The organism is Syntrophus buswellii (assembly GCF_046097065.1).
GTDB lineage: Bacteria > Desulfobacterota > Syntrophia > Syntrophales > Syntrophaceae > Syntrophus > Syntrophus buswellii.
Genome location: NZ_CP175563.1, coordinates 1,783,902 through 1,796,216, shown reverse-complemented (window position 1 = coordinate 1,796,216; position 12,315 = coordinate 1,783,902). Strand labels below are relative to the sequence as shown.

The following is a 12,315-nucleotide window of genomic DNA, read 5'->3' as shown; positions in this document are numbered from 1 at the left end:
TGAGATTACAGGACAATCCTGACGGCAGGGTGCTTCATCAGCGATTCATAAATGGACAGGCGCTGGTCGTCGCTCTGAAGGGTTATTTCCAGGGAGAAGCTGTGGTACTTTCCTTTTGAACTACTTCTGGAATAGCGTATCTCGCAGGGACGCTGCTGCATGACTTCCTCAATGGCCAGGACGATCTGTTCACGATCCCTTCCGATGACCTTGTAGATCCAACGGCAGGGATACTCGACGTTCGGCTTGGAGTAAATGGGGTGTACGAAGATTCTCTCATTCATGGATCATCTATGTCCTTTAAAATTCCTCCTATCGTAATGCGGCTTTCTCAGTGAAAAAAACCCTGAAGGTCAGGCCTGTAAAACAAGTTCGATCAGGTGCGGACCCGGCTCTTCAAGGGCGCGGGAGAAGCCGTCGGCAAGCTCTTCCACGGTAAAGGCCGACATGGAAGGGACGCCGAATCCCTGCCCGAGGCGGACCCAGTTGATCTCGGGATGATCGAGATTCACCAGGCAATCCGAAACCGGGCCGGTAGGAGAAAAGCCGGCCCGCTTCATTTCCGCCCGGATGATGTTGTAGCTCCGGTTGGAGCAGATCAGCGTTGTGACATTGAGATTTTCCCTTGCCTGGTTCCAGAGGGACTGAAGGGTATACAGGGCGCTGCCGTCTGCCTGAAAATCGATGACGGGGCGCTCCGGGCAGGCAATGGCGGCTCCGGTGGCGCTGGGGATTCCCTGGCCGATGGCACCGCCGGTCAGGGTGAGAAGGGTGAAAGGCGCCACACCTGCGGACATGGCATAGTAAACGAACCCGGAGGTCAGAGATTCATCGACGACAATGGCGTTTTCCGGTTGCAGGGCGGCCAGGGCCTGGCAGACCGTTTCTGCCGTCAGGCGCCCTCCTGGAAGGGGCGGACAGCTGTAAGAAGCGATGAGCGGAGAATCCGGAACCGGAGAAGGCTGGGCATTCAGGGCATCTGCAAGGCATTCGAGCGCTTCGACTTCATCCTGGTTCCCGGTGCCGATGTGAACCCGCCTCTGGCCGGGAGAAAGCAGGCAGCCGGGCATGTCCTGGTAGCCGAAAAAGGCCACGGGTTCCCTGGCTCCCGCAAAGACCAGGGCGTCATAGCCGGACAGCAGCTCCGATGCCGCTTCCGGGAAATAGGGAATCTTTTTAACGACAGGGTAACCGGCCCCCCGTTCCATCCTGGGCGGAAACACATCGGTGAGGAGGTCACAGCCGGCAGAGTCGGCAACGCGGACGGCAGCTTGAAGCCCCGCTTTTTGAAGCGCCCTACCCCCCAGAAAAAGGGCCGTACGGAACGACGAGAGCAGAAGCTGAGCCGCCTCGTCAATGGATGTCTTTTCGACGGGATCGAAGCTGAAGCCGGCGGTGGCAATCTGTGGAGACATGACCTCAGTCCACGAACAATCACTGGGAAGGATCAGAGTGGCGATCCGACCGGAGAGGGCCGCAGAAATGCCTGCAGCCGCATTGGAAGAGATCCTGAAGACGGAGTCGCAGGTTCTCGTCCATCCGGAGACGGTGCCCACCAGGCTCTCCAGGTCCATGTTGAGGAGCGGATCCGAGGGACGGTGCCAGGTCGCATGGTCCCCGATCACATTGAATATGGGCGTTCCCGCGCGGCGGGCGTTGTGAAAATTGGCGACGGCGTTGGCGAATCCCGGCCCCAGGTGAAGCAGAGTCATGGCGGGCTTCCCCATCATCCGGGCGTAACCGTCGGCAGCGCCGCTGCACCCGCCTTCAAAAAGGCAGAGCCTTGGACGGATCCCGGGGATCTTCTCCATGGCTTTGACAACATGAATTTCCGTCGTGCCCGCGTTGGCGAAACAGACGTCCACCCCTGCCCGGACCGCGGTCTGAACAAGGACCTCAGCGCCATTCATGAATTTTCCTTCTGTATCCGGCTTCCTGATTTCCATCGTGACAAGGTCAAAACATCCTTTCCGGGGGTCTTCTCTCCGGTACGACAGGATGGTGTTCATCGGATTCGTTCCAGCTTCCGGAAACGTAAAGATTGCAGTAGCAGCTTCCGTATTCCGCGATGTCCTGCTCCCGGTAGGCGCAGGGGCAGATGATATCCGAATCCTTCTGACGGTCGTTTGCCGCCAGGCGGCAGGGGCAGGACATGTAGCCGTAGCGTTCCTTGTTGATCAGCAGACTGTCCAGCAGGTCGAAAACCCACCGCTCATCCTTGTTGAAAAAATATCCCTTCGGTTCATTGATCTTCTTCAATGTATCATAAAGAGTGCGGCTGTCCATCACAATCCAAGGGCCTCCCTTAACCGCTGTTCCTGAAATCCGACAATGATGTCGTCTCCAATGAGAATGGTCGGGAAAGACAGGGCGGGGTTGTACTTGAACACTTCATTGAGGCGGTCTATCCGGTCATCCCCGGTCAGCAGGTCCATTTCAATGCAGTCGTAAGAGACGCCGCATTCATTGAGAAAATTCTTGGCGGCCTTGCAGTGGCTGCAGGTGCTGAGGGTGTAGATTCTGATTGGTAAGGTCATGTCTCTCTCCCTTTCAAAATGTGATGGGCCTGCGGCGGGTTTGAAATCCCTATCTATGGGTCCGGTTCAAACGTTAAGGCCTTCCATTGCCTGTGACATTCGCCGCAGGGCTTCCCCGAGGATGCTTCGGGGGCAGCCGAAGTTCAGCCGGACGAATCCAGGGGCTCCGAAGTATTTGCCGCACGAAAGACCCACGCCGGCGTTCTCGAAAAATGAGGCGGGATTCTTCAACCCGGCGCTCCGGGTATCTATCCAGGCCAGATAGGTGGCCTCCACGGAAGACATGGACAGGCCTGGAAGGCGGGAAATCGTCTCCTCCACCAGGGAGCTGTTTGTCCGGAGGTACTTCAGCAGAGCGGCGTGCCACACCGAACTGTCCCGGTAAGCGGCCAGAGCCGCTGCATATCCGAAAAGATTGACGGGTGGAACGATGCCGGCCATGGCCCGGCGAAAGCGCTTCCTCAACAGAGGATCGGAAATCACCGCAAATGAGCAGCCCAGGCCGGGGATATTGAAGGTCTTGCTCGGCGCCATCAGGGTGATGGTCCGCTCCGCAATTTCCGTGCTCAGAGCGGCAATCGGCACATGACGTATGCTCGAATCCAGCACAAGGCCGCAGTGAATCTCATCGGAGCAGATGATCCGGTCGTTCCCTGCAAACCGCTCCGCCAGCTCAAAGAGTTCCGCCGGTTCAAAAGCCCTCCCGCAGGGATTGTGAGGGTTGCAGAGCAGAAAAAGCGACGTTCTGGGAGTCAGCCTGTCCCGGAGGGCATCGAGATCCATGATCCAGCGGCTCCCATCCGAGATCATGGGGATCGTCCCGAGCCGGCGGTTTGCATGGCCCGGGGCCGTTAGGAAGGGGGGGTAAACGGGAACGGCCGTGAGAATCTCATCACCCTCTTGACCGGCGGCCCGGCATGCGATGTTGAGTCCCGAGACAAGGCCCGGCAGCCAGACGATCCAGTCCGGCTCGACCGACCAGGAGTAAAGATCCAAAAGCATGGTGCAGACCACTTCAAGGAGTTCACGGGGAGGGTCGGTATAGCCGAACACGCCGTGGTCAACACGCTGGTGAAGGGCTTTTATGACGGGTTCGGGAGAGCGGAAATCCATGTCGGCAACCCAGAGGGGGAGAATATCCCGTCCCTCGTATCTGTCCCATTTTTCCGAGGAGGTCCCCCGGCGGTCGATCGGGATATCGAAATCCGGAATCAGGGTGGAGGGCTCGGCGTCGATCATGGTTGAGCAGCCCCCGGCTTGGTGTATTCAGCTTCCACGGTTATGGAAATCCCGCCGCGCACTCCGAAATGTGCCGTGACTTTACACCATCGGGGCGAAAGCACGGCAATCAGATCCTCCAGGATGACATTGGTGACGTGCTCGTGAAAAATGCCTTCATTGCGGTACGACCAGAGATAGAGCTTCAGGGATTTTGATTCCAGAATGGAGGCATCGGGGATATACCGGATCTGGAGGTGGGCAAAGTCCGGCTGGCCCGTCATGGGGCAGACGCAGGTAAATTCGTCCGTTTCCATGGTAACGACATAGTCCCGATCTGGATGGCGGTTGGGGAAGGTTTCAAGGCTTTTGGACGGTTTTGCCTCCCGGCCGAGGAGAGTCAGACGGCTGAGGTCCTCCTGTTGCGTCGAATTCTGCACCTTAATGAGTTCTCCTGTGGAAATTTCCTGGAAAAAAGTTAATCTAACCAATTTTTTTCTTTCCTTCAACTGGTTTCCTTTCAAATTATCTGTCGGCCGTCTGCGATTGGAAAACACAAAACCGCATTTGGCCGACGATCACGGATAAAAAGAACGGGGAGCACATCGGCAAGAAAAGGGGCCATGCACACGCGAAGATGCGGCTGAAAAGGGAGGAAAGGCCGTGATTGTGTGCATAAAGGGATAAATCCGTCCCGAAGGTGCACGACGCAGCAGGCGTTCAACCGGGAATTCCCATAAGGTTCGATGCGATGAAGAAGTAGATAATCAGACCCACCACGTCCGCCACGGACGTGACCAGGGGGCTGCTGGCCACGGCGGGGTCCATGCCCAGCCTATAGAGGATGAAGGGGAGACCCGCGCCGATGATATTCGTCACCACGACGATGGAAGCCATAGCCAGGAAGAGGACCAGGGCCATCTGGACACCGCCCCGGTAGAACCCGAGCATCCAGCTGAGCAGCCCCAGGGCGAGCCCCAGGATGAGGCCCACCACGAGTTCCCTGCCAACGGCCCAGGTGTACTGGGCCGGCTTGACTTCGCCCGTGGCCATGGCCCGGACCATGAGCGTGGCGGACTGGGATCCGGCATTGCCCCCGGTGGCAATGAGCAGGGGAATGAAAAAGGTCAAGGCGATGGAGGACGTGAGCAGGTCTTCGTGGTAGGCGATCACACCACCGGAGGCCATGTTCACCAGCACCAGGGCGGCCAGCCACCCGACCCTCCTGCTGAACAGGGTCCACAAGCCGGAGTCCCGGTAGCTGATCTTCAGGGGGCTGACAGCGGCCGACAGCTGGATGTCCTCGGTGGCCTCCTTCTGGGCGACGTCGAGGACGTCGTCCACGGTGACGATGCCCAGGAGCACCCCACCGGAATCCACCACGGGCAGGGTGACGAGGTCGTAGTGCTGAATCAGCCTGACCGCCTCCTGGCGGTCCTCGGAAGCGGTGATGCTGACGAAGGAACGGTCCATGATCCGCTCGACCGTGTCATCGGGGCCGGCAAGGATGAAGCGCCTCAAGCTCAGTGTGTCCAGGAGCCTCCACCGTGCGTCCACCACATGAATGACATGGATGGTCTCGCTGTCCCGGCCCCTCTCCCGGATGTGATCCAGGGCCTGCGCCACCGTCCACTCAGGCCGGACCGCCACGTAATAAGGGGTCATGAGCCTGCCCACGCTTTTCTCCGGGTACCCGAGGAGATTCAGGGCGTCTTTCCGGTCGTCCGGGTCCAGGAGATTCAGGAGGCGCTGGGTGGCCATGCCCGGCATTTCCTCGAGAAACTCGGCGAGATCGTCGGGATAGAGGTCGGCCAGAAGCTCCCGCGCTTCCTCATCAGAGAGGTCCTTGAGCAGCTCATCCTTTTTGAACGGTTCCAGGTACGAGAAGGCATCGGAAGCCAGCGACCTGGGCAGCAGGCGGAAGAGCAGGACGCGTTCCTGCTTGCCCAGCGCAAGGAGGACATCCGCGACGTCAGGCGGGGGGGCGTCGCGGAGCAACATCCTCACGCCGGTCCAGTCCTTCCGGCCGAGCAGCGTCCGGATTTCAGTCATTACTTTGCTATTGTCACTCATGAACGCCCTCCCGGAAAAGACGGGGGTTTCGCATGATGAATCGCCGTATCCAGAGCTCGATGAAGGACTGCCTCTCGCGGACCATGTACCACCAGCCCAGCAGGCTGACGGCCAGTGCCCCCAGGGCATCCACGATGAGATCCCACATGGTGTCCGTCAGGCCCGACGGGTCGCCCGCCATGGGCTTCTGCATGTTCATGCCGAAGACTCGGTCCATGGCAAACTCGAAGATCTCCCAGAGCGCACCCATGGCCACGGCGAAGGTGAATGCGAAGAACGCCACGAACCGCGGGAGCATGTGGACGTCGATGCGGTCAACCTCGTTGAGCACGTATATGAGGAGGAAGCCCAGGATGCCCAGGAGCAGGCCCGATGTGGTGTGCAGAGCGATATCCCACCACCAGAACCGTTCGTAGAAGTTCCTGACCTCTCCCAGGAAAAGGGCGGCGAACATGAACACGATGGCCAGCAACTGGAACTCGGGGGATATGTTTACCGGGAGGCTTTTCCTGAAAACAACGGGTGCCGCGGTGATCGCCATGATGAGACTCACGGTGAAGGCCGTCATCCACTGGCCCTCGAAAAGCAGCACAACGAGCTCGATGGCCATGACCACCTGGAGAGCAATGACCACCCAGCGGTGGACGCGATCGGCCATGCTTGTTGGAAGATCCTGGTATATCATTTGTAGCCACCCTTCTTTCCCAGGTTTTAGACCGCCTCGACGCCCAGCAGGAAGATGCAGGAGACGATGACGAACCACAGGAGGCAATGTCGAATCTGTGAGCGTTCCGTTAACGTTGACGAACCGGTAGATCTTCATGAGAGGGCAGCAGGTAGAAAGGAGCTTCCCTTCCACGAAGAGCAGAGCCGTCAGCTGGGCGTCGAGGAAAGTGCGGCACACCCAGCCAGGGCAAGGAGCATGATCCTCCTGCAGGTGATGATCCGGCCCAGCTCACGCGGGATTTTACGGGTGGCGTCCGGAAAGAACGCCCTCCGCCGGGCGATTCCGTCCGGAGCCGTTCGTTCCGGGTTTGGTGGTCTGAGCCTTCCTTTCCCATATTCGATGCCAGCCTGGAGTTCCGCCATCCGGCATGATATCTGCGGATGGCGGGAGGACGTTCCGGAAATCGAAGATGAAATCTCGTAAATACATGTACTTCCGATGCGGGAATATAGGGAATTCATCAAGGTGTGTCAATGAAAATAAGGTGCCATGCCGTGGGGATGGCGGCATACGAACCGGATCATTTCCGCCATCCTCGATATTACACTTGAACCAGGTGGAGATGAATCCTGCTGATGAATTTATTTTCTTTTGCCGATGGTCCCTTCAACCTTATTTAAATCGTTCGGGTCAACGTCTTCCAAAGAATTGAGCACGAGCCATTGGTTTCTCGATTAACGGGTTACGGATATCTGGCAGGTTTAGCAAAAGTATCCCGTGATTCCGACCATTTCTTAAGTAAAAAACCCTATGGAAGATAAAATGTTGCGAGCTTGGTGTAAGCGTTAAGTGCAAAAAATAACGGGATATCCCCGATTGTCAAGGGACGATTTATGTTTTATTGTTCCAGGAAGCAACTTTAGTGGTTCTGCAAAGGGATAAGCAAACTCAGGACGTGAATAACGGTCATTCATCTCACACCTTTCATGTTATTGCCTCGATATGCGGGATTTTGGATCTGAGTACGTGGAAAGGGGGTGAAGAACAACTGAAACAGGGGGAAAACCCGATTCCATAGAGAGTGACCATCCGGAATCTACTCATCAGAGAAGATATCTGAAACGCCCTCTCCCCCTCATTTCCGACGACAGCGTACCAAAGGTCCAAAACATAGCCAACAGCGTCCAAGCGGAGCATCCCTGGCTGAACTGGCGTTTGATTCTGGTTGGTCAGCTTTGAGTAAAAACATGTAAGCTGAGTCATTAGACCAGGCATGACGCTCAATAAAGGACGAGGAAGCCGAAAAGATACTTTTCCTTAATTCTGAAATGCATTCATGAAAGGAGTAAACCCCATGAAACGGTTTGGTTTGGTCTTGGTTCTATTTGCTTTTTTTGTGGCACCTGCTTATGGTTCAGTCGTAGGTGAGACGTTACAAATTGAATGGTGGTATCCGTCAGCTGGAAGTGTCTATTCGTCTTGGACGGGCACGGTTGTCGATCCCGGAAGCGAGTGGTATGCAGGTTCCGGAGTTGGAAGTATCGATGTCAAGGCTGGCGAAATAACGATAGAGAACGTGACCATGGGATGGAGTGGCGGTTCCGGGTGGAATGGATTTGTCTTCAAAAACCTTACGGGTGCCACGCTCTTCACATCTCTGAACCTTGTCTCAATCGGAGGATACCCGCCGCCCGTTGATCCGATACTGTCCTTCACGGCGGACACTCTCTACATAAACTTCAACGCCAGCGGGGTCGATAATGTGGGATCTGGTACTGGTCAGCTTTACACGTTTGCCTATACCTCCAGTGCCGTACCGCTTCCCCCGGCCGTTCTTCTTTTTGCACCGGGTCTCGTTGCTCTTGGCGCAATGAGAAAGAGGTATTTGAAATAGAGAGGGATTTGAAAGAAAAAACCTGAAAGGCACTCAAGCGGGGCAGGGCTTGCAGCTCGGCCCCGCTTTATTCTGAGTAAAAGTAGATCGTCTCATCCAGAATTGCAGAGACCTGTTCTCTCCCCATCTCATTATCGAGCATGAATTTTATCTCCATTAGATGTATCCGGCTTTTGCAGAATGGGAACTTTCGATTCTGGAACATAAGGATATTGAGTTTCTAAATTCATAAAAACTGAAAAGATCGTTGGAGTATCTCCGGAATGTGCATCGCATGACTGTGTCCGAAAGGATGGCAACCGACTTTTTCATCGAATTCGGCCTTTTCACCGACTTCCCCATTACCGTTGGCGGACATTTGCAAGCCCGGGTGAGAGCCATTACAATACGTTCCCCCAGTTGATGATCCCGGGGATGATCCAACGCATGCTTATGTCGGATAACGAGCGCATTGGGAACATTTAGGCCGGCTTATTCGTTTTGGCCAGCTGGAAAGGGAAGGCCCCCGGTCCTTTACCCCGAGAATCCCTTGGCGATTATGCCGCTGAAGTAGCTAATATGATGGAGAAATCATTGACAACAGGTCTGTTCTGTGCGATAGGTATCGCTGCGACAGAGAGTGTGAGGGGCGGAATTTGAAACCAGGATATTCCTTAAGGCCATTCTCGAGTGAAGAATCGTGGGCTCCGTGAGAGATTCACTTCGTTCGGGTACGTGCCTGATTGGCAGACTGGTCGTTCACCTGCATTACCAGGGAACGGGAATCGGCACTACGCTTATGAAGAGCCTGGAGAAGGCGTTTTCTGAAGCGGATCGGTTGAGCTCTTTACCGGCAACAAGAGCATGAACAATATCCGCCTTTACGAAAGGCTCGGGTATGAAGCGTATCGCGAAGAGGATCTGTCGTTGGATGTCCGCCTTGTCTTCATGGAGAAACGACGATGAGAAGACGCCGGCCGGGTGCTGAAGGCGATCATGCCCTCCTCCGGCACTCCGGGTTCGTTTCGTGTCAAGCGGGGATGCTCCATCAATAACCATTAACAAGAGAGAATGCCATGCAGCAGACACTCCTCATTACGGGTCTCACCTGTTTGATCGCTGCCATTGTGGGAGGAGGCCTCAAAGCTTTTGGAATTGAAATTCCGCTTCTGAGTTCGCGTGTCCGTCAGGTGGTTCTGGGACTGTTTGGACTGATCCTGATTGCGGTCGGGCTCTTTCCATTGTTTCCTCCAGGATCTGTCACCGTCTATGAAGACAATGTGCCGGATACAAACAGTCACGGGATACGCTTTCTGGAGTTAACGGCAAAAAGCGTCCACAACCCGCCCAAGGTAAATGAACGGATCCGGGTGGAATTTACGCTGCAGAATGCCGGCGACAAGCCGGTTGATCTACTGGGGATATGGGTTACGGCCTACGACCCATCTGGAAAGCAGAAAGATTTTGCCTACCTGAAAATCAACAGGACCATGATGCCCCTGGAAAAAATCACAACCTCAGGAGAAAGGACGCTTGATACGGCTGGGACATGGGAATTGGGTCCCCACTATGCATTGGGGGAAAGATGGGACGGTGAACGCTATCCAGGTCACTGGAAGCGCTTCCATCTGGCGGTGATGCCGTGAAGATCCTGACGATGACACCCGCGGCAGCGCCCCAAAGAATGCCGCAGTCGACCTAGCGGGCTTGCGCGTCTCATTTTGAGCTTATTGTGCGGCTTGAGACCGGCTCCGCTGAAGCGGCCTTATTACGTCTCACCCCGGGCGGTTCACATTCCCCGTTATGCAAAAAAGAGAAAAGAACAGATCCTCCATTCGTATGACAGAATCCGGAAACACACCGTAGGACTGCGTGAAAAGAGACCGCGATGCGTCTCGCCGATATACCAACTCTTGGATGTGTCCGATCTGAGCGAAGGGTTTCATGTCCGGATGCCGGGGAATCTTAAGTACCCGACGTTAAGAATGCGGAAACGGAATAGGCTGTACAAGGGGCAATAGATGGTGTTATGACCTGCTGGCAACGCCATGCCGTCGGACAGAAAACGGGGACGGGATTTTTCAGGGCGGACGATATTGTAAGGACATGACGAATCGAGCCGACCCGGGCGGACAAGCCGCCCTCAGGGCTCGGCAGATGTAAGGCAAGGAGAGCAATGCCATGACAAAAGCCTATGTCCACGGGTACGATCTGCAGGAGAACATCCGCTTACAGGATCAGGCCAACACCCTGATCGATCTGCTGCATTCCGACACGGCATACCCAGCGGGAAGCCTCGTCCTGGAAGCCGGCTGCGGAGTCGGCGCACAAACGCTGACGCTGGCGCGGAACAGCCCTGGAGCCTCGATCGTATCCATGGACATCTCTGCGGCTTCGATCCTGCAGGCCGAAGAGAAGATCCGCGCGGCGGGGCTGACCAATGTCCGGTTCCAGCAGGGTGACCTCTACTCTTTGCCCTTTGCTGAAGCACCATTTGATCACGTCTTTGTCTGCTTTGTCCTGGAACATCTGAACGATCCGGGCCTTGCGTTGCAAAGGCTGAAGGCGTGTCTGCGGCCAGGCGGAACAATGACGGTTATTGAAGGCGACCATGGTTCCGCCTTTTTTTATCCTGACAGCCGTGCCGCGCATGCCGCGATTTCCTGCCAGGTCGAACTGCAGTCCCGCGCCGGAGGAAACGCGCGAATCGGAAGATCCCTGTATCCGTTGCTGGTCACTGCCGGGTTTAGCGAAGTCCGGGTATCCCCCCGGATGGTCTATGCCGATTCCAGCAGGCCGGAGATCGTCGACGGTTTCACGAAAAGAACATTCACGGCAATGATCGAGGGGGTGCGTCAGTCGGCCATCGAGGAAGGCATCATAGACCCCGCTACCTTCGACAGGGGAATCCAGGCTTTATATCGGACAACCGAGCCGGACGGTACCTTTTGTTACACATTCTTCAAGGCCGTGGGAAAAACATGAATGCCAGGCAATGGCATGGATTCGGACGGGGCCAAGCTGCGCCGCTTCGTTATCCGGCTTCACACTGCCGGGCATGCCTCCTGCTTCACGGTAGATCCCTATGGAAATTGGATACGGCATGTCAATCCCTGGACCGAGCGGACCGGAATCATGGCCTGCCTGCCGTTATGAACACTGTCCATTGCCCGGCGCGGAAAATCAGCGCGGCTGAAACGCGTCGTCGGCCATCACTGGAGAGAAAATGCGGGCGCACTATTTTCAGCATGTCCCTTTTGAAGGGCTTGGAAGTGTCGAACCCTGGCTGGGTTCCAAGGGGTACGATCTGACCGGAACACGGTTTTTTGAAGCAGCAGATTTACCGGATCGCAAAGAAATCGATTTGCTTGTGATCATGGGCGGCCCTATGAGTGTGAATGATGAAGGAAGATTCCCATGGCTGTCTCTGGAAAAGAACTTTGTCCGTGAAATGATCGAGTCTGGGAAACCTGTCCTGGGAATATGCCTTGGCGCTCAGCTCATTGCAAACGCCATGGGGGCGCAGGTCACTGCCAACCCAGAAAAGGAAATCGGCTGGTTTCCTATCCATGCCGTTACCCCAGTCGATGACGACGCCTTCCGTTTTCCGCCTTCGGAAACCGTTTTTCACTGGCACGGGGAAACCTTTGATTTGCCTGCGCGTGCGATACGCCTCGCCAGGAGTGAAGGGTGCGGGAACCAGGCCTTTCAACTCGGTAAGCAGGTGATCGGCCTGCAGTTCCACCTCGAAACAACCCCGAATTTGGCGCAAGATCTTGTCTTCCATTGTCGCGAAGAGATCGTTCCATCACGATATGTTCAAACGGCGGAAGAAATTCTGTCGGCTAACCCAAGCCGTTATCAATCGGTCAATGATCTGATGAGCGGCGTCCTGTCCTATCTTGTACGATAGCGACATCGACGGGTGCCCCGCGTTGGAGCGACTC

At 55.8% G+C, this 12,315-nt stretch carries 14 protein-coding genes; 6 read left to right on the top strand and 8 right to left on the bottom strand.

Annotated features, from left to right (window positions below; genetic code table 11):
* Positions 1-5 precede the first annotated feature (5 nt).
* The 8 genes from ACJ77P_RS08110 to ACJ77P_RS08075 form a co-directional block, all read right to left on the bottom strand.
* A complete protein-coding gene (locus ACJ77P_RS08110; protein WP_367359100.1) occupies positions 6-284 on the bottom strand; it encodes a YbeD family protein in 279 nt (92 codons plus the stop codon).
* A 69-nt stretch (positions 285-353) separates the two neighbouring features.
* Positions 354-1,910 carry an acetolactate synthase large subunit gene (locus ACJ77P_RS08105; RefSeq protein ID WP_408997952.1) on the bottom strand — a complete coding sequence of 519 codons (1,557 nt, stop codon included), beginning with the start codon at positions 1,908-1,910 and terminating at the stop codon, positions 354-356.
* Positions 1,911-1,956: 46 nt separating this feature from the next.
* Positions 1,957-2,286, bottom strand: coding sequence for a ferredoxin-thioredoxin reductase catalytic domain-containing protein (locus tag ACJ77P_RS08100; protein ID WP_367359102.1), 330 nt, complete (start codon positions 2,284-2,286; stop codon positions 1,957-1,959).
* Positions 2,286-2,537, bottom strand: coding sequence for a glutaredoxin family protein (locus tag ACJ77P_RS08095; protein ID WP_408997951.1), 252 nt, complete (start codon positions 2,535-2,537; stop codon positions 2,286-2,288). The genes ACJ77P_RS08100 and ACJ77P_RS08095 overlap by 1 nt, the downstream gene beginning before the upstream one ends.
* Before the next feature lie 66 nt (positions 2,538-2,603).
* Positions 2,604-3,776 (bottom strand): MalY/PatB family protein, encoded by a 1,173-nt coding sequence (locus tag ACJ77P_RS08090; RefSeq protein WP_408997950.1) that lies wholly within the window; start codon positions 3,774-3,776, stop codon positions 2,604-2,606.
* Positions 3,773-4,195 carry a preQ(1) synthase gene (queF, locus tag ACJ77P_RS08085; RefSeq protein WP_408997949.1) on the bottom strand — a complete coding sequence of 141 codons (423 nt, stop codon included), beginning with the start codon at positions 4,193-4,195 and terminating at the stop codon, positions 3,773-3,775. Before queF ends, ACJ77P_RS08090 begins: the two co-directional genes overlap by 4 nt.
* A 280-nt stretch (positions 4,196-4,475) precedes the next feature.
* Positions 4,476-5,828, bottom strand: a complete 1,353-nt coding sequence (mgtE, locus tag ACJ77P_RS08080; RefSeq protein ID WP_408997948.1) for a magnesium transporter — start codon at positions 5,826-5,828, stop codon at positions 4,476-4,478.
* Positions 5,821-6,486, bottom strand: a complete 666-nt coding sequence (locus ACJ77P_RS08075; protein ID WP_408997947.1) for a hypothetical protein — start codon at positions 6,484-6,486, stop codon at positions 5,821-5,823. The genes mgtE and ACJ77P_RS08075 overlap by 8 nt, the downstream gene beginning before the upstream one ends.
* A gap of 93 nt (positions 6,487-6,579) precedes the next feature.
* Between ACJ77P_RS08075 and ACJ77P_RS08070 the strand changes: the two genes are divergently transcribed.
* The 6 genes from ACJ77P_RS08070 (at position 6,580) to ACJ77P_RS08045 (ending at position 12,281) form a co-directional block, all read left to right on the top strand.
* The gene (locus tag ACJ77P_RS08070) at positions 6,580-6,978 is read left to right on the top strand and encodes a hypothetical protein (RefSeq protein ID WP_408997946.1); all 399 of its coding nucleotides are present in this window, start codon (positions 6,580-6,582) and stop codon (positions 6,976-6,978) included.
* Between the two features lie 871 nt (positions 6,979-7,849).
* A complete protein-coding gene (locus ACJ77P_RS08065) occupies positions 7,850-8,389 on the top strand; it encodes a hypothetical protein (RefSeq protein ID WP_367359109.1) in 540 nt (179 codons plus the stop codon).
* 679 nt (positions 8,390-9,068) lie between these two features.
* Positions 9,069-9,236 carry a GNAT family N-acetyltransferase gene (locus tag ACJ77P_RS08060; protein ID WP_408997945.1) on the top strand — a complete coding sequence of 56 codons (168 nt, stop codon included), beginning with the start codon at positions 9,069-9,071 and terminating at the stop codon, positions 9,234-9,236.
* A 208-nt stretch (positions 9,237-9,444) separates the two neighbouring features.
* Complete coding sequence (locus ACJ77P_RS08055; protein WP_408997944.1) at positions 9,445-10,014, top strand: hypothetical protein; 570 nt, start codon at positions 9,445-9,447, stop codon at positions 10,012-10,014.
* A gap of 535 nt (positions 10,015-10,549) precedes the next feature.
* Positions 10,550-11,353, top strand: a complete 804-nt coding sequence (locus ACJ77P_RS08050; RefSeq protein ID WP_408997943.1) for a class I SAM-dependent methyltransferase — start codon at positions 10,550-10,552, stop codon at positions 11,351-11,353.
* Between the two features lie 241 nt (positions 11,354-11,594).
* Entirely contained in the window at positions 11,595-12,281 is a 687-nt protein-coding gene (locus ACJ77P_RS08045) for a type 1 glutamine amidotransferase (protein ID WP_408997942.1), read from the top strand.
* The last annotated feature ends 34 nt before the right edge of the window (positions 12,282-12,315 follow it).

Coding starts and splice junctions, on each gene's coding strand:
- ACJ77P_RS08055 (WP_408997944.1), top strand. CDS start 9,445: ATGCAGCAGACACTCCTCATTACGGGTCTCACCTGTTTGATCGCTGCC.
- ACJ77P_RS08090 (WP_408997950.1), bottom strand. CDS start 3,776: ATGATCGACGCCGAGCCCTCCACCCTGATTCCGGATTTCGATATCCCG.
- mgtE (WP_408997948.1), bottom strand. CDS start 5,828: ATGAGTGACAATAGCAAAGTAATGACTGAAATCCGGACGCTGCTCGGC.
- ACJ77P_RS08110 (WP_367359100.1), bottom strand. CDS start 284: ATGAATGAGAGAATCTTCGTACACCCCATTTACTCCAAGCCGAACGTC.
- ACJ77P_RS08065 (WP_367359109.1), top strand. CDS start 7,850: ATGAAACGGTTTGGTTTGGTCTTGGTTCTATTTGCTTTTTTTGTGGCA.
- ACJ77P_RS08105 (WP_408997952.1), bottom strand. CDS start 1,910: ATGAATGGCGCTGAGGTCCTTGTTCAGACCGCGGTCCGGGCAGGGGTG.
- ACJ77P_RS08075 (WP_408997947.1), bottom strand. CDS start 6,486: ATGGCCGATCGCGTCCACCGCTGGGTGGTCATTGCTCTCCAGGTGGTC.
- ACJ77P_RS08050 (WP_408997943.1), top strand. CDS start 10,550: ATGACAAAAGCCTATGTCCACGGGTACGATCTGCAGGAGAACATCCGC.
- ACJ77P_RS08100 (WP_367359102.1), bottom strand. CDS start 2,286: ATGGACAGCCGCACTCTTTATGATACATTGAAGAAGATCAATGAACCG.
- ACJ77P_RS08095 (WP_408997951.1), bottom strand. CDS start 2,537: ATGACCTTACCAATCAGAATCTACACCCTCAGCACCTGCAGCCACTGC.
- ACJ77P_RS08070 (WP_408997946.1), top strand. CDS start 6,580: ATGACGAACCACAGGAGGCAATGTCGAATCTGTGAGCGTTCCGTTAAC.
- ACJ77P_RS08045 (WP_408997942.1), top strand. CDS start 11,595: ATGCGGGCGCACTATTTTCAGCATGTCCCTTTTGAAGGGCTTGGAAGT.